The sequence below is a fragment of the Ruegeria sp. BC8 genome, from assembly GCF_056535705.1.
The window spans coordinates 51,353-70,504 of record NZ_JBQFIV010000002.1; the positions used below are offsets into that span (position 1 = coordinate 51,353).

Below are 19,152 nucleotides of genomic sequence, written 5' to 3' on the forward strand. Positions count from 1 at the left end.
TTCCCCCAAGAGTATTTCGTGAGGTCGTTTCCTTGAGCCGTTTGCGCATTCTGCTCCCGTTTGTAGGGGGCAAAACTATCGGCGGCAGCCATATCTCAGCCCTCAAGCTGGTGACTGGGCTGGACCGAAACCGTTTCAAGCCAACTGTTTTGTTACACGACCTCGATGGGTCAGGTCCGGGACCACTGGGAGACTATATCCATTCGCAGGGCCTTGAATACCGGACACTGGCGGATGTTGCGATCATTGCCCCGTCGCACAGCAAGACCGAAAGGTCTATATCGGTAGGAACCTATCTTACCCGAACGTTGCCCACGTTGCGCCGCTTTCTCAAGGAGGGAGCCTATGACATCGTCCACACAAACGACGGGCGGATGCATGTTAATTGGGCTGCCCCAGCACGCCTCGCCGGGTGCCGCTTGCTCTGGCATCATCGCGAGGATCCGAAAGGCTTTGGGGTCAACACAATTGCACCCTTTCTTGCAAACCGGATCGTGACCGTCTCAAATTTTGCGCGCCCGGCACACCCTCTCTTGCCAGTCAGACGCCGCACCCATGTCGTCTACAGCCCGTTTGAATTCGAAGAACAGCCTGACCGTGTGGCGGCCCGTGCCGCGCTGCTTAAAGAAATCAAAGCAGGAGAGAACGCGTTGCTCCTGGGCTTTTTCGGATCTCTGGTCCCGCGCAAGCAACCAATTGCTTTCGTGGAAGCAGTGGCAGAAACGATAAAGGCTCTGCCTGGCCGCGAGGTTCATGGTCTATTTTTTGGTGAGGCGATTTTGCCCCACGCGCCGCTGGACCGCGAAGCTCTGGCATTGGCCGAGCGTCTCGGGATCGGCAAAAATATTCACCTGATGGGTTTCAGACGACCGATCAACGGACCGATGGCGGCAATGGATGCCACAGTTGTGACGGCTCTAAACGAACCTTTTGGTCGAACATTGATCGAAGCGATGCATTTGGGCGTTCCGGTGATTGCCACCCGGCACGGCGGCAACATCGAAGCCATTCAGGACGGCAAGACAGGCCGGCTTGTGCCGGTAGGGGACCCAAGAGCCATTGCAGATGCAATCATGCATCTTGAAAGCGACCCGGAAAACCGCGCAGCCATTGTCGCGGAAGCCCGCGCGAACCTCATCAGTCGCTACGGCACAGAACGCCACATTGAACAGCTCAGCCAAATATATGACGACCTCGCGCCAGCAAGCCGAATACGATTTCCTGCTGTCACCTGAACCTACACGGAATGCATGACGCTCATGCCGGAACATATCGCTTATCACATAACAGCCCCGACCATGTTACAGTTGCGGGCATTTGTTGAGATGTGCCTTCCCGGCAAAGACTCTGGTGAACTGTGGCCGCCGAGCGCCGACGTATTTGAGAGCCCTCCTGTTTTTGGTGAAATCACAACGGAGCGCGTGAGGCTGGATCACCATCGGGATGCAAGCGGATTGCACCGTCCAGCAGTATGTACCAGCGACCATTGTGTTGACAGAAACCCGAGCGCAGACGAATGGAACAGGCCTCCAGCCGCGAACCTCGGCGATTTTGTCGTGGCTGCTGAATGATGGGGAAGCGTCTAGCAATTCTGCTCACGGGGCTCGGTGCCGGAGGGGCCGAACGGGTAGTGATGTTGCTTGCAAATCACTGGGTGGCACAAGGTCACGAGGTTCACATAATCAGCTTTGATGCGCCCGATGCCCCTGTCTACTTTGACGTGCCGCCGACTGTCGCGCTTCACCGCCTCGACCTTTCCCATCCTGGGCTGGGGCCGCTGCGAGTCCTCCGCCGGCTCATGGCTCTCCGACGGGTTCTCGTGAAAATTGAGCCAGATACGTTGATTTCATTTCTGACCAAGAACAATGTCCTGGCTTTGCTTTCGACGTGGGGGCGCTCGATACACACAGTCGTTTGCGAGCGCAACAACCCTATGCGCCAAGAGGCAAATAGCCTCTGGGGCAGGCTGCTGGCCCGCCTCTATCCTTTGGCAGACGCCATCGTGATGCAGACACGGGCAAGCCTCGTTTGTTTGCCGAAAGGTGTCGAAAGTGCCGCCTTTGTCATTCCCAATCCTATCGAGACGCCAACTGCACTCCCGCCCGAAGAGAGCGAGCCCAAAATCCTTGTGGCCGTAGGCCGCCTGGTGTCGCAGAAAGGGTTTGACCTATTGATCGATGCCTTTGCCCTAATTCAGGATGAATTCTCCGACTGGCAGCTCAAGATTTTTGGTGATGGACCACTGCGTGACAGCCTAGCATCCAGAATTTCCGCATGTGGCGGCAGCGAGCGTATCTTCCTTGCTGGCCAGACCGATACGCCTGGTGCATGGATCAGGGAAGGTCATGCTTTTGTGCTCTCGTCGCGCTTTGAGGGATTTCCCAACGTTCTTGGCGAGGCCATGGCGGCAGGGATGCCCGTAGTGAGTTTCGACTGCCCTTTCGGACCGGCCGAGATGGTAACCGACGGTGTAGACGGCCTGCTCGTTCCCGACGGTGATGTTGAGGAGTTGGCAAACGCGCTGCGCCGTTTGCTGTCCAACCGGGACTTCCGCGCAAAACTGGCAAATGAAGCGCGAAAGAGTAGCACCAGATTCACAGTGCCACGCGTCGCCGCTCAATGGGATGCGCTTCTTAACACCCTTGGAGAAACGAAGCGGGACCGGTGATCTGTTATTCAACAGGAAGCCGCCAAGCACCCCATACTCAAAGCCATGAAGCGCGACGATATCCACAAGTTCATGGGCAGAAAGCCGTGACGTATCATTGGTTTTTGGTGCCAGACAATCTCACGAAGCTCGTGACGGAGGCGGCCTAGCGTGCCGTCGGGATAGCTCTCCCAAGCTTTTCCAACGTTGCTTCCAATTCATCCAGGCTCTCTATCTGGGCATGGGGCGCGTATGCCTTATCAGGCGGTGGTGCCGTATGGACGCGGCCTTCGCGGCAAATCTGGATCGCGTGCCACCCTCGCGCTCGCGGTGTGACGAAATCCTTAAGTGCGTTGTCAGCAACATAAACAAGAGGAGCCCCACCAGCCGCCGCCTCCATTTCCAGAAATGCCCGTGGATGCGGTTTCGAGAATTCAGGCCCCCACGCAGCGGTTGGCCGCAACACCTTAAATTGCGGGGCAATCCCAAGCGCCGAAACCTTGGCCCGTTGCATCCGCTCAGGGCCATCGGTGATCAGCCCTAGGTCTGTGCACGGAGAAAGCCGGTCAAGACATCGCCTTGCATCGTCGCAAAGTGCAATCTGCGGGGTATGGTTGCGATACCTTGTAACAAGATCATCGATCATCCCGTCATCCTTAGGCAGGCCAAGCGCTGCCAGCGCCTCGTCGAAAATCCGTTGACGCCAACCCGCAAGAAACGCGGCCCGGCACCAAGCACCAAAGCCAACACATCCCGTTGTTTCTTCAATGTAACTATCGAGAGATGCATAGCCGGAGAACGCAAAATCCCGCTCGAGATACAGCGTGTCGTCCAAATCGAATACGATCAAGATAGCCCCCGGAAAACGGCGGCGTCATAACGCAGCATTTCAACCCCGTCGGTCCAGTTGTCATGCGCAGCTGAAGTACCGATCGTGACTTCTTCCAAGAGCCAGCGGGCAAAGGTTGCCCCTGCTGCATCGGCAAGTGGATAGCCGCCGCCGAACCGAGCATTGATTTCAAGGACCTTTGGACCATGCTCGGGATCGTCGATCACCTGAAAACATGATACACCGCGCAGACCAGGAAGGGCGGCAGAAATGCCCTCTGCAATCGCCTTCAGGTCAGCACGCCGTTCAGTGCGACCCTTCTCGACTTCCCCGGCGCGTATCGACAACCGGATATGCGGGATCACTGTTCTGAGTTCACCACGGGTCGACAAACATGTTGATTGTGTATTCCGGTCCTCCGAGACAATCCTGCGCGATCATGGGTTCATCAGTATGATCTGGTAAATCCCCAGGATGGTTGATCACAGCCAACCCACGACTTGCGCTGCCTCCCGACGGCTTGAGAAAAACCGGCCAGGACAGGAGGTCCGGCTTGGCGCGCAAAGCCTCCAATGCGTGCGTGCAGGGCACTGGGACACCCGCGGCACTCAGCACCTCGGCGGTTCGGGCCTTATCGCGGACCACCGAGATTGTTTCGGGGTCTGAGACATGAACCCGAGCGCCGATTTGAGCAAAGTCCTCGGCCGCCTCGGCCAGCGGCGCCAGCTCCGGGTCGATTGTCGGAACGACCAGTCTTGCACCTGTCTCAGCCGCAATTGCCAAAACAACATCAACATACGAAGGATCATCGCATCGTGGTACCGCGTATGCTCCGTCGGCTCGCGCACAGGCCGCCGAAAGATCAGGTGCAAGATCGCAGGCAAACACACGCGAGTCGATCCCGAGCCCACGTGCGGCAGTCCGAAAGCACTCCAACAACTCAACCCGTCGTCCTGCCGATGTGAGCAACACGCCGACTTGATCCTTGACTGTTTCTTTCATCGAAACCTCATGCGTGCTCCCCTTAGGAGGACCGTATACTGTCATACCTCGAAATTGCAGCGATACTGGAACGTGGCCACAATATTTCACGGGAACTTAAACCGTTACCATTGGTATCGCCCCGTGCGACCCTTAGGCCAATGGATGTGGCAGCAAGGCAGACCTCTGCCTCCATAAAGGTCGCTAAGGTCACCCAAACGCACTTTCATGAACCAAAGAGCGCATGCCTGACCCGCACTGACCGCCAAGGTCGAACGCGGGCCGAATGCCGCAACCTACGATCGATTGATGGGCGGATTGTACTCGCGCATAACCTCAAGCGGCCGTTTCTGCGAATAGGCGACCATAGCCTCGGGATCCGGGTAACCCACCGCCATGAAGAACACCGGCCGTTCGTACCCCTTCAGACCCAGAACTTCCTGCGCGCGCTTTTCATGGGCCTCAATATCCGGCCAATTGCAGATGCAAGAGCTCAATCCGAGGGTTTCCAGCGCGTATGAGAAAGACATCGCAGCAAGGGAGCCATCAATGTAAATCACGTGCCGGTCCTTTTCGCTGTAGAACGCATCAAGCGACCCCAGAACGACCACCATCACGGGTATATTGTGCTTCCACCCAATGGTTCCCCCGGGCAACGATGCGACCTGTTCGACAGTTTCAGGATCATCAAACACGAGAAAGCGGAAAGGTTGCCGGTTACAGGCACTGGGCGACAAACCGGCCACCGTAAACGCCTTGTCCAGCAATTCACGCGGTACTGGCTTTTGCTCGAACCACCGCACCGATCGACGCTTAAGAGCCAATTGCTCCAGCTGCTCGTACGAGACCGGATGATCATCAAGAAGACGCTTGTAAGGGATCCGTTTCGCCTCGGCGCTGTTGCCGGCCGGTGCCGGGCATTTCTCAAATACCTCACGCGCATGATCAAGGACCGGGTCAGCAGCCACAGCACCAAAATAAGCACGCAAAACGTCGTGAGCCCAAAGCAGAGACTCGGCCGTACTTTCGTCAGCGTGCGAAGGTTCGGAAACGATCTTGCGGTAAACGTTAACCGTTTCGAGAATGTAGTCCTTGGCAAACACCGGACGCCGAGGCCGCATCAACAGACCTTTCTCCAGACGGTGCACATTCCGGCGCATCAAAAAGACGTTGGCATCATCCTCTTGAAGTTCCGCATGATATTTTGCGAGCCCAAGCAGAACCGCTCGTTCCTCGCGCCTAAATTGCCGTGACAACAAGGAATAATACGCCGTGGCAAGGGGTTTGGCGGACGAGGCAAATTTCAGACCGCTTGTCTGAACCGACGTGGCCAATCGGGCCGCTCCGGACTCCTTCAAAAGAAGACGGGCATTGCGCAGCCGGTCGACTTGGCTTTCCGGCAAAAAATTCTTCACCAACGTTTTCATCTCAAATCGATCTCCGTAAACAAATCTTGTTCAGCCCTCATACACGCACCACGCGCGCACAATGCCTGCTCATATTGCTCTTTGTTTCCCATTCGGATTCGTTCTGCCTCGAATCATAGGATCCGTCGGCGACAGAACAGGTCGGTGCAAACGGCCCTCACGGACCATTCCAGTATCGGCACAGGTCAGTCCATATCGCGAAAGAGAAAGGTCCAGGCCAATGGCCGACACCGGACCACCTTCAGAAAATAAACCGTTTCGAACCGGACTTAGGCGTCCCGACACAGCCTTCCCCTCTCCACGAGCGCGAAACGCGATCATTTCGCAGGGCAAAACCTGTCCAAGACTGGGAACTGCAACACCGTTCATCACCACAACCACCCGAGCTCGCCATACGCGACCACCTCGGCAACACTAAAAACCTCAAGAAGCTTCCAGCAAAAAAAACCAAAACGCAACTTGTATCGATGGCAAATCAACGCCACGGAAAATCCAAAATGCCACGGTGCTCCGGCCCCAAGAAGACTTCAGCCGGGTGGGATTGCGACCAGCCATTGCAAGCAGTTGGCTATGTCGAAGCTTTTTGCTTCTGTCCTCCGAGAATAGTATGCAGCCTAGGTGGCGCATCGGCACCCGCCCAGTCGGTGATATCGATGCAGCGGAAATCCCCACATGCAACAGTGAATCTGGACCCGTTGACAGCTTGGACCTGCCCTGGCAGCCCAATGAAGTAACCGTCTTGTGGGTGCGGGGCAGCCAAGTTCAGGGTCAGACGTGTTCCGTCCGCGGTGTAAGTAAAAGCTCCTGGATAAGGCGGGCCTGCAGCGCGGATCAATCGCTCTATCTCCGCTGCGGGCTTTGACCAATCGATATACCCATCCTCAGGGCGCCGCCGTGCGCAGACACTGGCTTTGCTTTCGTCCTGGGGTTCCGAAGGGATCTCGCCTTCAGCAATTCGCGTAACCAACGGCGGCAACATCTCGGCCAGTGCGCTTATCTGTTTTGCATACAGGCTTGCAGCTGTTTCTTGGTTTGGATCAATTTTGATCAGGCGTTGATCTGCAATTGGCCCGGTATCTGCACCGTCGCCCAGCCAGAACAATGTCGCACCCGTTTCCCTCTCGCCCAAAAGGATCGTCCATGGAATTACGCCACGCCCGCGAAGACGGGGTAGAGCCGAAGGATGGAAACCTAGGCAGCCTATCCGTGGAATACCCAGAAGGGCTGGGCTGCAGAGTTGCGACCACCCGATCACAAGCACGAGGTCAGGATCGATGCTGGAGATGAGGGCCAGAGTTTCAGGTGCTTCGGACTTTGGCGTTCGATGCAGGGGCACCTCATACTCAGTGCAGATAGGCTCGAGGTCAAAAAAATCGGAATGCCGATGCGACAAGTCGAGCGGGAGTGTAATGACCAGATCTGGCACATGGCCCGCCGCACATAGGGCATTCAGCGCCTTTGCCGAACCCTCAACCGCACCGATAAAGACTGTTCTCAAAGTGATGGCCTCCTGATGTTCTGACATGGTGCCGGGACTAACCAAACCGCGACCGAGCAGGCGCTCTGTCCGATGAAAAATGGGAAGTCGTCAGCGCACTGCTTTGTTGATCCTAGCTATCACCTCTGACGCCAAGCTTTCGGGGCGGTACCCGTGCGGCTCGCGCGTTGAACTAAACACTCCATACTCCTGAAAGTTCTTGACCCGCGTTCGCAAGTTACAAAAAGCACTGCCAGCAACCAAAACGTCGCCTTTTCGATTTAACTGTATGAATTTACTCGGGTTAACCTGCCATGTAACGGAACCCCTGTAAACCGCTGTCCGCTGACACCAACTAAGGCGTGAAAGGCAACAAGGACCGAGGCAAAGTTGGTCTTAAAGGGTGAGATTTAATTCCGGACTCTGGTTGGCGACGCGTCTGATCTATTTTAGTCGCGAGACATCTAGCCTGTGCCTTTGTCGCTCTAATTCCTGAAAGCGCAGGACAATCCGCGGGCGAGTATCAGGGTACTTTGGGTTTGATTGTACAAACCAGCCGGGATGGTGAGTGCTGAGCTCCTCTAGTTGTTGTTTTGGATTTTCCGTGGCGTTGATTTGCCATCGATACAAGTTGCGTTTTGGTTTTTTTTGCTGGAAGCTTCTTGAGGTTTTTAGTGTTGCCGAGGTGGTCGCGTATGGCGAGCTCGGGTGGTTGTGGTGATGAACGGTGTTGCAGTTCCCAGTCTTGGACAGGTTTTGCCCTGCGAAATGATCGCGTTTCGCGCTCGTGGAGAGGGGAAGGCTGTGTCGGGACGCCTAAGTCCGGTTCGAAACGGTTTATTTTCTGAAGGTGGTCCGGTGTCGGCCATTGGCCTGGACCTTTCTCTTTCGCGATATGGACTGACCTGTGCCGATACTGGAATGGTCCGTGAGGGCCGTTTGCACCGACCTGTTCTGTCGCCGACGGATCCTATGATTCGAGGCAGAACGAATCCGAATGGGAAACAAAGAGCAATATGAGCAGGCATTGTGCGCGCGTGGTGCGTGTATGAGGGCTGAACAAGATTTGTTTACGGAGATCGATTTGAGATGAAAACGTTGGTGAAGAATTTTTTGCCGGAAAGCCAAGTCGACCGGCTGCGCAATGCCCGTCTTCTTTTGAAGGAGTCCGGAGCGGCCCGATTGGCCACGTCGGTTCAGACAAGCGGTCTGAAATTTGCCTCGTCCGCCAAACCCCTTGCCACGGCGTATTATTCCTTGTTGTCACGGCAATTTAGGCGCGAGGAACGAGCGGTTCTGCTTGGGCTCGCAAAATATCATGCGGAACTTCAAGAGGATGATGCCAACGTCTTTTTGATGCGCCGGAATGTGCACCGTCTGGAGAAAGGTCTGTTGATGCGGCCTCGGCGTCCGGTGTTTGCCAAGGACTACATTCTCGAAACGGTTAACGTTTACCGCAAGATCGTTTCCGAACCTTCGCACGCTGACGAAAGTACGGCCGAGTCTCTGCTTTGGGCTCACGACGTTTTGCGTGCTTATTTTGGTGCTGTGGCTGCTGACCCGGTCCTTGATCATGCGCGTGAGGTATTTGAGAAATGCCCGGCACCGGCCGGCAACAGCGCCGAGGCGAAACGGATCCCTTACAAGCGTCTTCTTGATGATCATCCGGTCTCGTACGAGCAGCTGGAGCAATTGGCTCTTAAGCGTCGATCGGTGCGGTGGTTCGAGCAAAAGCCAGTACCGCGTGAATTGCTGGACAAGGCGTTTACGGTGGCCGGTTTGTCGCCCAGTGCCTGTAACCGGCAACCTTTCCGCTTTCTCGTGTTTGATGATCCTGAAACTGTCGAACAGGTCGCATCGTTGCCCGGGGGAACCATTGGGTGGAAGCACAATATACCCGTGATGGTGGTCGTTCTGGGGTCGCTTGATGCGTTCTACAGCGAAAAGGACCGGCACGTGATTTACATTGATGGCTCCCTTGCTGCGATGTCTTTCTCATACGCGCTGGAAACCCTCGGATTGAGCTCTTGCATCTGCAATTGGCCGGATATTGAGGCCCATGAAAAGCGCGCGCAGGAAGTTCTGGGTCTGAAGGGGTACGAACGGCCGGTGTTCTTCATGGCGGTGGGTTACCCGGATCCCGAGGCTATGGTCGCCTATTCGCAGAAACGGCCGCTTGAGGTTATGCGCGAGTACAATCCGCCCATCAATCGATCGTAGGTTGCGGCATTCGGCCCGCGTTCGACCTTGGCGGTCAGTGCGGGTCAGGCATGCGCTCTTTGGTTCATGAAAGTGCGTTTGGGTGACCTTAGCGACTCCTTTATGGAGGCAGAGGTCTGCCTTGCTGCCACATCCATTGGCCTAAGGGTCGCACGGGGCGATACCAATGGTAACGGTTTAAGTTCCCGTGAAATATTGTGGCCACGTTCCAGTATCGCTGCAATTTCGAGGTATGACAGTATACGGTCCTCCTAAGGGGGAGCACGCATGAGGTTTCGATGAAAGAAACAGTCAAGGATCAAGTCGGCGTGTTGCTCACATCGGCAGGACGACGGGTTGAGTTGTTGGAGTGCTTTCGGACTGCCGCACGTGGGCTCGGGATCGACTCGCGTGTGTTTGCCTGCGATCTTGCACCTGATCTTTCGGCGGCCTGTGCGCGAGCCGACGGAGCATACGCGGTACCACGATGCGATGATCCTTCGTATGTTGATGTTGTTTTGGCAATTGCGGCTGAGACAGGTGCAAGACTGGTCGTTCCGACAATCGACCCGGAGCTGGCGCCGCTGGCCGAGGCGGCCGAGGACTTTGCTCAAATCGGCGCTCGGGTTCATGTCTCAGACCCCGAAACAATCTCGGTGGTCCGCGATAAGGCCCGAACCGCCGAGGTGCTGAGTGCCGCGGGTGTCCCAGTGCCCTGCACGCACGCATTGGAGGCTTTGCGCGCCAAGCCGGACCTCCTGTCCTGGCCGGTTTTTCTCAAGCCGTCGGGAGGCAGCGCAAGTCGTGGGTTGGCTGTGATCAACCATCCTGGGGATTTACCAGATCATACTGATGAACCCATGATCGCGCAGGATTGTCTCGGAGGACCGGAATACACAATCAACATGTTTGTCGACTCCCGTGGTGAACTCAGAACAGTGATCCCGCATATCCGGTTGTCGATACGCGCCGGGGAAGTCGAGAAGGGTCGCACTGAACGGCGTGCTGACCTGAAGGCGATTGCAGAGGGCATTTCTGCCGCCCTTCCTGGTCTGCGCGGTGTATCATGTTTTCAGGTGATCGACGATCCCGAGCATGGTCCAAAGGTCCTTGAAATCAATGCTCGGTTCGGCGGCGGCTATCCACTTGCCGATGCAGCAGGGGCAACCTTTGCCCGCTGGCTCTTGGAAGAAGTCACGATCGGTACTTCAGCTGCGCATGACAACTGGACCGACGGGGTTGAAATGCTGCGTTATGACGCCGCCGTTTTCCGGGGGCTATCTTGATCGTATTCGATTTGGACGACACGCTGTATCTCGAGCGGGATTTTGCGTTCTCCGGCTATGCATCTCTCGATAGTTACATTGAAGAAACAACGGGATGTGTTGGCTTTGGTGCTTGGTGCCGGGCCGCGTTTCTTGCGGGTTGGCGTCAACGGATTTTCGACGAGGCGCTGGCAGCGCTTGGCCTGCCTAAGGATGACGGGATGATCGATGATCTTGTTACAAGGTATCGCAACCATACCCCGCAGATTGCACTTTGCGACGATGCAAGGCGATGTCTTGACCGGCTTTCTCCGTGCACAGACCTAGGGCTGATCACCGATGGCCCTGAGCGGATGCAACGGGCCAAGGTTTCGGCGCTTGGGATTGCCCCGCAATTTAAGGTGTTGCGGCCAACCGCTGCGTGGGGGCCTGAATTCTCGAAACCGCATCCACGGGCATTTCTGGAAATGGAGGCGGCGGCTGGTGGGGCTCCTCTTGTTTATGTTGCTGACAACGCACTTAAGGATTTCGTCACACCGCGAGCGCGAGGGTGGCACGCGATCCAGATTTGCCGCGAAGGCCGCGTCCATACGGCACCACCGCCTGATAAGGCATACGCGCCCCATGCCCAGATAGAGAGCCTGGATGAATTGGAAGCAACGTTGGAAAAGCTTGGGAGAGCTATCCCGACGGCACGCTAGGCCGCCTCCGTCACGAGCTTCGTGAGATTGTCTGGCACCAAAAACCAATGATACGTCACGGCTTTCTGCCCATGAACTTGTGGATATCGTCGCGCTTCATGGCTTTGAGTATGGGGTGCTTGGCGGCTTCCTGTTGAATAACAGATCACCGGTCCCGCTTCGTTTCTCCAAGGGTGTTAAGAAGCGCATCCCATTGAGCGGCGACGCGTGGCACTGTGAATCTGGTGCTACTCTTTCGCGCTTCATTTGCCAGTTTTGCGCGGAAGTCCCGGTTGGACAGCAAACGGCGCAGCGCGTTTGCCAACTCCTCAACATCACCGTCGGGAACGAGCAGGCCGTCTACACCGTCGGTTACCATCTCGGCCGGTCCGAAAGGGCAGTCGAAACTCACTACGGGCATCCCTGCCGCCATGGCCTCGCCAAGAACGTTGGGAAATCCCTCAAAGCGCGACGAGAGCACAAAAGCATGACCTTCCCTGATCCATGCACCAGGCGTATCGGTCTGGCCAGCAAGGAAGATACGCTCGCTGCCGCCACATGCGGAAATTCTGGATGCTAGGCTGTCACGCAGTGGTCCATCACCAAAAATCTTGAGCTGCCAGTCGGAGAATTCATCCTGAATTAGGGCAAAGGCATCGATCAATAGGTCAAACCCTTTCTGCGACACCAGGCGGCCTACGGCCACAAGGATTTTGGGCTCGCTCTCTTCGGGCGGGAGTGCAGTTGGCGTCTCGATAGGATTGGGAATGACAAAGGCGGCACTTTCGACACCTTTCGGCAAACAAACGAGGCTTGCCCGTGTCTGCATCACGATGGCGTCTGCCAAAGGATAGAGGCGGGCCAGCAGCCTGCCCCAGAGGCTATTTGCCTCTTGGCGCATAGGGTTGTTGCGCTCGCAAACGACTGTGTGTATCGAGCGCCCCCACGTCGAAAGCAAAGCCAGGACATTGTTCTTGGTCAGAAATGAAATCAACGTATCTGGCTCAATTTTCACGAGAACCCGTCGGAGAGCCATGAGCCGGCGGAGGACTCGCAGCGGCCCCAGCCCAGGATGGGAAAGGTCGAGGCGGTGAAGCGCGACAGTCGGCGGCACGTCAAAGTAGACAGGGGCATCGGGCGCATCAAAGCTGATTATGTGAACCTCGTGACCTTGTGCCACCCAGTGATTTGCAAGCAACATCACTACCCGTTCGGCCCCTCCGGCACCGAGCCCCGTGAGCAGAATTGCTAGACGCTTCCCCATCATTCAGCAGCCACGACAAAATCGCCGAGGTTCGCGGCTGGAGGCCTGTTCCATTCGTCTGCGCTCGGGTTTCTGTCAACACAATGGTCGCTGGTACATACTGCTGGACGGTGCAATCCGCTTGCATCCCGATGGTGATCCAGCCTCACGCGCTCCGTTGTGATTTCACCAAAAACAGGAGGGCTCTCAAATACGTCGGCGCTCGGCGGCCACAGTTCACCAGAGTCTTTGCCGGGAAGGCACATCTCAACAAATGCCCGCAACTGTAACATGGTCGGGGCTGTTATGTGATAAGCGATATGTTCCGGCATGAGCGTCATGCATTCCGTGTAGGTTCAGGTGACAGCAGGAAATCGTATTCGGCTTGCTGGCGCGAGGTCGTCATATATTTGGCTGAGCTGTTCAATGTGGCGTTCTGTGCCGTAGCGACTGATGAGGTTCGCGCGGGCTTCCGCGACAATGGCTGCGCGGTTTTCCGGGTCGCTTTCAAGATGCATGATTGCATCTGCAATGGCTCTTGGGTCCCCTACCGGCACAAGCCGGCCTGTCTTGCCGTCCTGAATGGCTTCGATGTTGCCGCCGTGCCGGGTGGCAATCACCGGAACGCCCAAATGCATCGCTTCGATCAATGTTCGACCAAAAGGTTCGTTTAGAGCCGTCACAACTGTGGCATCCATTGCCGCCATCGGTCCGTTGATCGGTCGTCTGAAACCCATCAGGTGAATATTTTTGCCGATCCCGAGACGCTCGGCCAATGCCAGAGCTTCGCGGTCCAGCGGCGCGTGGGGCAAAATCGCCTCACCAAAAAATAGACCATGAACCTCGCGGCCAGGCAGAGCCTTTATCGTTTCTGCCACTGCTTCCACGAAAGCAATTGGTTGCTTGCGCGGGACCAGAGATCCGAAAAAGCCCAGGAGCAACGCGTTCTCTCCTGCTTTGATTTCTTTAAGCAGCGCGGCACGGGCCGCCACACGGTCAGGCTGTTCTTCGAATTCAAACGGGCTGTAGACGACATGGGTGCGGCGTCTGACTGGCAAGAGAGGGTGTGCCGGGCGCGCAAAATTTGAGACGGTCACGATCCGGTTTGCAAGAAAGGGTGCAATTGTGTTGACCCCAAAGCCTTTCGGATCCTCGCGATGATGCCAGAGCAAGCGGCACCCGGCGAGGCGTGCTGGGGCAGCCCAATTAACATGCATCCGCCCGTCGTTTGTGTGGACGATGTCATAGGCTCCCTCCTTGAGAAAGCGGCGCAACGTGGGCAACGTTCGGGTAAGATAGGTTCCTACCGATATAGACCTTTCGGTCTTGCTGTGCGACGGGGCAATGATCGCAACATCCGCCAGTGTCCGGTATTCAAGGCCCTGCGAATGGATATAGTCTCCCAGTGGTCCCGGACCTGACCCATCGAGGTCGTGTAACAAAACAGTTGGCTTGAAACGGTTTCGGTCCAGCCCAGTCACCAGCTTGAGGGCTGAGATATGGCTGCCGCCGATAGTTTTGCCCCCTACAAACGGGAGCAGAATGCGCAAACGGCTCAAGGAAACGACCTCACGAAATACTCTTGGGGGAACATTCAGTTGCCTGCGGAAGGTGGCAAGACCTCGACGGTGATTTCAAGTGTGTCGCGCGGTGCCAGACGTGTCGTGGGGTCGGCTTGGATACGTTCAAACGCGCCGTTTACCTCTCGTGAGATAACGTAGACGACTTTGACTGCCTCGTCTGACTCGACACCAGCGGTGCCCCGCACAGTCGCTTCGGCATAGAGTTTTTTGGCGGTCTCCAATTCCGCCCGACGATTGGTCAGGTCGTTTCTAACATCTCGCAGTGCAGCGAGACGGCTGAGGCGCGCCTCGTCGAAGAGCGTGATCTCATCGCGGCGCGCCAAGTTGAGCTGCTGTTGGGCATTTAGCCGTGCGACTTCCAAAGCACTCAATTGGACTTCCATACCGGCCAAGTCAGAAAGAACCGCCGTTTCTCGCGTGCGCGCGGCGAGACCGCGATCTTTCAGTTCGCCCATCACTTCGGCTTCTTCACGGGCAAGTGCGACTTGTTGCTGGCGCAGTTCAAGCTGGGCGTCAAGACGGAGCACTTGCTCGGCCACAACTTCCTGCAGTTCCTGGATATTGGCTTCTCGAGTGTCGAAAGACCTTTGTCGGGCGATGAAAAGCTCTCGCTCAATCCCATCAATACCTTCGCCGTTGACAGTTGGAGTACCGTCTGCCGCCCGTATCTCGATTGCAGCAACCTCTGCCACCAACCGCGCCTCCTCGGCTTCGAGGGCGGCGATCTCGTTCGTCAGTATGCGCATTTGGCCGCTCAGGCGGATCAGCTCTCTTTCGGTGTTTTCTTCAGTACCATCACTCGAGCCAACTCCTCCCGACTGCGCCACCGCTTGCTGAACAGTCATCCCAAGACGAAATGGATAAGCCCCCGGGTTTGTGACAAACCCACCAACATAGATCGGAGGGTGTCCTGCGATCTCGATTGCAACTTCCGGCGGCGACGTCAAACCAATCCGGCGCTGAATCTGAAGCGAAATCGCCGTGGACAGGTCGTCTGCCGTCTTGCCGCTGGCCATAATGGTTCCGGCCAGTGGTATCTGTATCTCACCGCTGGATGAAATGCGGTATTCGCCGCTGACCCCGTCCCAAAAACTGAAGTTCTGGGTGGAGTGGTCCCAACGTCCCGCCCGCACCAGCAAAGTATCCCCCGAAACAAAAGAATAAGGTTCTGCCATCGCAGAAGCGGGCATGAAAAAAATCAAAGCGAGGATCATCAGACGAAACAGCATAACCACCCTGCTACTATTTTACTATCAAACCAAACAAAAAGGTTATAATTGAAGAGGCTATCCCAAAAAGGGGTCTGCGTCGACCGCGAAACAGGGTTAATTTACAGACACCGTTTGCCGTCCGCTGGAGACCTTCATGCAATCTAGGATTATCTACATCGCCGGCTACGGACGCAGTGGATCGACTATGCTCGATATGATGCTGGGTATGCATCCCGAGATATTCGGGTCCGGCGAGATTTCAGCCATGTGTCGCCATGTTTGGCACGAGAACGAGTTTTGCGCCTGCGGCAGCCGGCTTAGGGATTGTGATGTGTGGGCACCGGTTATGGCTCGATGGACCGAAGCCTGTGATCCGAACGACCATCTTTCACTGCAGCGCCTTTTCGAGCCGCTTTATGCGCCTGCGCGTACGATCGGCGGCCGAAGGCTCAACGCATTTCTTGCCCAATCACGTGCGCTGTTTTCCGCAATTCGCGCCGAGACCGGGCGGCCGGTTGTTCTGGACTCGTCCAAGGCGCCGGGGCGTGCGCTTGCCTTGAGCCGGGACCCGGACGTCGATCTGCGCGTGATCCATTTGGTGCGCGACGCCCGCGCGGTGGCGCATGCAATGGGCCGCGCAATTCCTCTCGATGTCGCGAAAGGCGTTCAGAAAAAGATTGTGCCGCGTTCTGCCCTTCGAACTGCGCTGAGATGGCGGATGTATAACAGCGTCGCAGAGAAGTTGCGCACCCGCCTTCCAGCGGAACACTCGGTGCGTGTTCGATATGAAGACCTTATGCGCGACCCGCTGACCGAGATGATGCGAATTGCTACAGCGATCGGAGTAGATCTATCGGCAATCGCAGAACCGATCGCCGAGGGTGCAAAAGTCGTGCCTGCGCACCAGATGGCGGGCAGCCGGTTGCGGATGAAAGGCCCTGTTGCGCTGCGATATGACGACGCCTGGGAAGTCGAAATGTCGAACGCGGCGAGAAAACAGGCGGAAATGGCTGCCGGGGCTTTGCTCCGGCGCTACCGGTACATCGAATAGGCAACGCGTGGCAGGCTGAGACTCATCGCCAGTGCCAGGGGAACATGCCAGAACCGGGCATAAAAATGGGCGAAAGCGTTCAGCAAAAGAGCGAACAAAATAACTGTGACCAGTGTCAAAGCGCCCAACATGCGGCTTTCGGGGGACCTGTACGCAACTATCCCCAAGGCCAAAGCTGAAAGGAAAAACCGGAGAGGCCAAGTAGCGACAAGACCCCGCCTTCCGACAGAACCAGCAAATAGGTATTGTGCACCGGAGCGCCGTAGGAACTGAACGTCCGGTACTGGTCGGCGCCAAGACCGAGCCACACGGTTTCATTTGAAAGCTGAAACGCCTCCTGCATCAGTGCGAAACGGTCCATAAAGGTTCCCGCCTGCTCGATATCTACCGATGACAAGGCACCGAATACACGCCTCTGAAAAACCTCGGGCAGGAACAAATCGCCAAACTGCAGGACGGTCGCGGAAAAAATCGCCGCAAGGAGTGCAGCCGCGACGATGGTTCGAACGCCTCCCGCAAGCAAAAGTATCATGCCTGTCCCCAAAGTTGCCGCGCCAAACCCGGTATTTGATCCGGTAAGCATCAGCCCGTAGACCAAAATAGCCATAATGGCCACAAAATGCACGAGACCGAATATTCCCACTATCCGCAGATAGACGCTAAACGTGATCGCGATTGCCGCCATGGCGCCCGCTGCGTTTTCACGCTCCAGAAGCGAGCGGAGACGCCCGCTGCCCGAAACCAGCATTGGATTGGCGTCGGGCACAAAAACAATCAAGTAGATACCAAACAACATGATTGCTGAGACGGAGTAGATCAGAACTCGCATCAGCAGAAATGTCTCTTCCAGACGTCGGCACGAAATGATTATGGGAATGAGAACCAGCGAGTAGAAATATTGAACAAAGGCAATGAGCCCGTCGACTGGATCGCCCTGCACGATCGAACCGAGCAGCAACCCTCCGAGAAACAGCATGAGCGAGAAGAGCCAGAGCGATGTTGCCGGCCCAAAAAATCGCAACGGCACGCTGCGGTTCAGCAGCATAACTATCACCGTCAGAAAGCCAAAAAAATCACTGGCTGTAAAATAGGCCATTTCAAGACGGAAATAGTTCATCGGTGACAGCGCGACCGTAGCGCCCGCCAGATACAGTTCCAGCCGTCTGGCCTGCGTCTGCCGGTCGGGGGCATGACTGTTGGCGGGTATCAAATCTGTGACGGTCACACCGCGGACTTTTCTGGCAAGGGGCGCATCTCCAGATGCCACAAGCATCCCAAGAACCATACAGCGCTGAACAGCACTTGGCACAACATCGCACCGACCCCACCCCAAAGACTGACTGCAGGCACAAAGGCGACAGCAAAGAGGGCGGTACTGAGGATTGTGACATGCAACAGCTCTCGGTCCCGACCCATGCTCAGCAGCGCGGCATTGAACGCCAATCCGGTCACATTCAACACAATTGCCCCCCCCAGAACCCAGATCATTGGAATCGCGCCGGTGAAATCCTCACCAAAAAATGCATCCACAAGGCTTGGCACGGCAAAGGCCAACGGGATCGCAACCGCCGAACTGGAAACAAAGATCATAAGGGTAACATAGCGGACCATCCTGCGGAAACGCGAGCGTTCACCTTGTATCCAGAGCTTCGCCAGTTCGGGAAACAGCACCTGCGTCAATGTCCGGGCCAGACGCAACACGGCTCGCCCTGATCGCTTTGCGACCTGATACTGACCGACGATAGCGGGGCTGACCATAACACCGAGCGCCAGCACATCGAAGCGCTGGGTTGCGTTGCGAAGGATTTGGTAGATGTTCGAATTCCAAAGGAAACGAAAGATACGGGTGTTCTCCGTACATGCCGTGCGTGCCGAGGCCCTCCAAACGCCATCATATCCGCGCCGCAAAAGCTCCCGTATTGCCAAGGCAAAGGCCACAATACCATCGGCCAAGCTGTGTAGCAGCAGCATGACTATGAAAGCCCATATCCCCAAGTCGAACGCCAATGCCACTGCCGCAATCGCAAGCCGCATGACGGCCAAGCAGCATTCCGAGACGGCAAGCAATCCGAACCGATCGAATAGCCGTAACAGCGCAACCCCAGTGGGACGGAACGAGACAAATAGAGCAAGTGCAACAACCAGGATATAGTCGAAACCGTCGGGGCCGAGCCCAAACACAGGCGCAGCCAGCCACCCTACGGAGATTGCGATGAGGCCTGCCAGCACGCCGCCAGCAAGGTCGATGAGTATGGATAGTTTGATCAAACGCTCAAATCGGCCCTTGTCGTCCTTTTCCAAGGCCTCGGAGCCGTATTTTATCAGCACCTGCGTCGGCTGAAGGCGAAAGAGCATGTCGATCGTTCGCACATAAGCTTCGACGAGGGCCAGAATTCCAAGACCGGCTGGACCAAGCGCACGGGCCGTCAGCACCAGCGTCACGATTCCAATAAGTGAAACCGCCGTGGTTCCGGATACCAAATACCCGACGTTTCTTAGAATCCGGGGTACGAGTTCGTCGAAATGGATAAGGCGCCGGAAAGCATTCGACATGGAGCC

General features: G+C 56.3%; 16 protein-coding genes. 6 read left to right on the top strand and 10 right to left on the bottom strand.

Going from position 1 to position 19,152, the window contains the following annotated elements; translation table 11 throughout:
* Positions 1 to 32: 32 nt before the first annotated feature.
* Positions 33 to 1,235, top strand: a complete 1,203-nt coding sequence (locus ACR3EK_RS17525; protein ID WP_480634084.1) for a glycosyltransferase family 4 protein — start codon at positions 33 to 35, stop codon at positions 1,233 to 1,235.
* A gap of 335 nt (positions 1,236 to 1,570) precedes the next feature.
* Entirely contained in the window at positions 1,571 to 2,668 is a 1,098-nt protein-coding gene (locus tag ACR3EK_RS17530; RefSeq protein WP_480634085.1) for a glycosyltransferase family 4 protein, read from the top strand.
* A 145-nt stretch (positions 2,669 to 2,813) separates the two neighbouring features.
* Here the strand turns inward: ACR3EK_RS17530 and ACR3EK_RS17535 are convergent, their stop codons facing one another.
* From ACR3EK_RS17535 to ACR3EK_RS17555, 5 genes are all read right to left on the bottom strand, one after another.
* Entirely contained in the window at positions 2,814 to 3,497 is a 684-nt protein-coding gene (locus ACR3EK_RS17535; protein ID WP_480634086.1) for an HAD family hydrolase, read from the bottom strand.
* Positions 3,494 to 3,841: an ATP-grasp domain-containing protein gene (locus ACR3EK_RS17540; protein ID WP_480634087.1), complete on the bottom strand. Its 348-nt coding sequence runs from the start codon at positions 3,839 to 3,841 to the stop codon at positions 3,494 to 3,496. The genes ACR3EK_RS17535 and ACR3EK_RS17540 overlap by 4 nt, the downstream gene beginning before the upstream one ends.
* A 10-nt stretch (positions 3,842 to 3,851) precedes the next feature.
* Entirely contained in the window at positions 3,852 to 4,478 is a 627-nt protein-coding gene (locus ACR3EK_RS17545; protein WP_480634088.1) for an ATP-grasp domain-containing protein, read from the bottom strand.
* Positions 4,479 to 4,753: 275 nt separating this feature from the next.
* On the bottom strand, positions 4,754 to 5,884 hold the full coding sequence (locus tag ACR3EK_RS17550) for a nitroreductase family protein (RefSeq protein ID WP_170442374.1): 1,131 nt from the start codon (positions 5,882 to 5,884) through the stop codon (positions 4,754 to 4,756).
* A 568-nt stretch (positions 5,885 to 6,452) separates the two neighbouring features.
* Entirely contained in the window at positions 6,453 to 7,409 is a 957-nt protein-coding gene (locus tag ACR3EK_RS17555; RefSeq protein ID WP_480634089.1) for a methionyl-tRNA formyltransferase, read from the bottom strand.
* Between the two features lie 1,041 nt (positions 7,410 to 8,450).
* Here ACR3EK_RS17555 and ACR3EK_RS17560 point away from each other — a divergent pair.
* The 3 genes from ACR3EK_RS17560 (at position 8,451) to ACR3EK_RS17570 (ending at position 11,526) form a co-directional block, all read left to right on the top strand.
* A complete protein-coding gene (locus ACR3EK_RS17560) occupies positions 8,451 to 9,581 on the top strand; it encodes a nitroreductase family protein (RefSeq protein ID WP_170442374.1) in 1,131 nt (376 codons plus the stop codon).
* Positions 9,582 to 9,859: 278 nt separating this feature from the next.
* A complete protein-coding gene (locus ACR3EK_RS17565) occupies positions 9,860 to 10,846 on the top strand; it encodes an ATP-grasp domain-containing protein (protein WP_480634090.1) in 987 nt (328 codons plus the stop codon).
* A complete protein-coding gene (locus tag ACR3EK_RS17570) occupies positions 10,843 to 11,526 on the top strand; it encodes an HAD family hydrolase (protein ID WP_480634086.1) in 684 nt (227 codons plus the stop codon). Before ACR3EK_RS17565 ends, ACR3EK_RS17570 begins: the two co-directional genes overlap by 4 nt.
* A gap of 145 nt (positions 11,527 to 11,671) precedes the next feature.
* On the opposite strand, the gene ACR3EK_RS17575 is transcribed toward ACR3EK_RS17570, so the two are convergent.
* The 3 genes from ACR3EK_RS17575 to ACR3EK_RS17585 form a co-directional block, all read right to left on the bottom strand.
* Positions 11,672 to 12,772: a glycosyltransferase family 4 protein gene (locus tag ACR3EK_RS17575; RefSeq protein ID WP_480634091.1), complete on the bottom strand. Its 1,101-nt coding sequence runs from the start codon at positions 12,770 to 12,772 to the stop codon at positions 11,672 to 11,674.
* 332 nt (positions 12,773 to 13,104) lie between these two features.
* On the bottom strand, positions 13,105 to 14,307 hold the full coding sequence (locus ACR3EK_RS17580) for a glycosyltransferase family 4 protein (protein WP_480634084.1): 1,203 nt from the start codon (positions 14,305 to 14,307) through the stop codon (positions 13,105 to 13,107).
* A 35-nt stretch (positions 14,308 to 14,342) separates the two neighbouring features.
* Positions 14,343 to 15,560, bottom strand: coding sequence for a polysaccharide biosynthesis/export family protein (locus ACR3EK_RS17585; RefSeq protein WP_480634083.1), 1,218 nt, complete (start codon positions 15,558 to 15,560; stop codon positions 14,343 to 14,345).
* A 136-nt stretch (positions 15,561 to 15,696) separates the two neighbouring features.
* Here ACR3EK_RS17585 and ACR3EK_RS17590 point away from each other — a divergent pair, with 136 nt between their 5' ends.
* The gene (locus tag ACR3EK_RS17590) at positions 15,697 to 16,593 is read left to right on the top strand and encodes a sulfotransferase (protein ID WP_480634082.1); all 897 of its coding nucleotides are present in this window, start codon (positions 15,697 to 15,699) and stop codon (positions 16,591 to 16,593) included.
* A gap of 157 nt (positions 16,594 to 16,750) precedes the next feature.
* Here the strand turns inward: ACR3EK_RS17590 and ACR3EK_RS17595 are convergent, their stop codons facing one another.
* Together ACR3EK_RS17595 and ACR3EK_RS17600 are read right to left on the bottom strand one after the other, a co-directional pair.
* Positions 16,751 to 17,818, bottom strand: a complete 1,068-nt coding sequence (locus ACR3EK_RS17595; protein WP_480634092.1) for an O-antigen ligase family protein — start codon at positions 17,816 to 17,818, stop codon at positions 16,751 to 16,753.
* A complete protein-coding gene (locus tag ACR3EK_RS17600) occupies positions 17,815 to 19,146 on the bottom strand; it encodes a lipopolysaccharide biosynthesis protein (RefSeq protein WP_170442393.1) in 1,332 nt (443 codons plus the stop codon). The genes ACR3EK_RS17595 and ACR3EK_RS17600 overlap by 4 nt, the downstream gene beginning before the upstream one ends.
* Positions 19,147 to 19,152: the final 6 nt, after the last annotated feature.

Excerpts from the sequence above, each read along its gene's own strand:
- ACR3EK_RS17585 (WP_480634083.1), bottom strand. The coding sequence starts at position 15,560 with ATGCTGTTTCGTCTGATGATCCTCGCTTTGATTTTTTTCATGCCCGCT.
- ACR3EK_RS17565 (WP_480634090.1), top strand. The coding sequence starts at position 9,860 with ATGAAAGAAACAGTCAAGGATCAAGTCGGCGTGTTGCTCACATCGGCA.
- ACR3EK_RS17560 (WP_170442374.1), top strand. The coding sequence starts at position 8,451 with ATGAAAACGTTGGTGAAGAATTTTTTGCCGGAAAGCCAAGTCGACCGG.
- ACR3EK_RS17590 (WP_480634082.1), top strand. The coding sequence starts at position 15,697 with ATGCAATCTAGGATTATCTACATCGCCGGCTACGGACGCAGTGGATCG.
- ACR3EK_RS17555 (WP_480634089.1), bottom strand. The coding sequence starts at position 7,409 with ATGTCAGAACATCAGGAGGCCATCACTTTGAGAACAGTCTTTATCGGT.
- ACR3EK_RS17530 (WP_480634085.1), top strand. The coding sequence starts at position 1,571 with ATGGGGAAGCGTCTAGCAATTCTGCTCACGGGGCTCGGTGCCGGAGGG.
- ACR3EK_RS17550 (WP_170442374.1), bottom strand. The coding sequence starts at position 5,884 with ATGAAAACGTTGGTGAAGAATTTTTTGCCGGAAAGCCAAGTCGACCGG.
- ACR3EK_RS17575 (WP_480634091.1), bottom strand. The coding sequence starts at position 12,772 with ATGATGGGGAAGCGTCTAGCAATTCTGCTCACGGGGCTCGGTGCCGGA.
- ACR3EK_RS17545 (WP_480634088.1), bottom strand. The coding sequence starts at position 4,478 with ATGAAAGAAACAGTCAAGGATCAAGTCGGCGTGTTGCTCACATCGGCA.
- ACR3EK_RS17600 (WP_170442393.1), bottom strand. The coding sequence starts at position 19,146 with ATGTCGAATGCTTTCCGGCGCCTTATCCATTTCGACGAACTCGTACCC.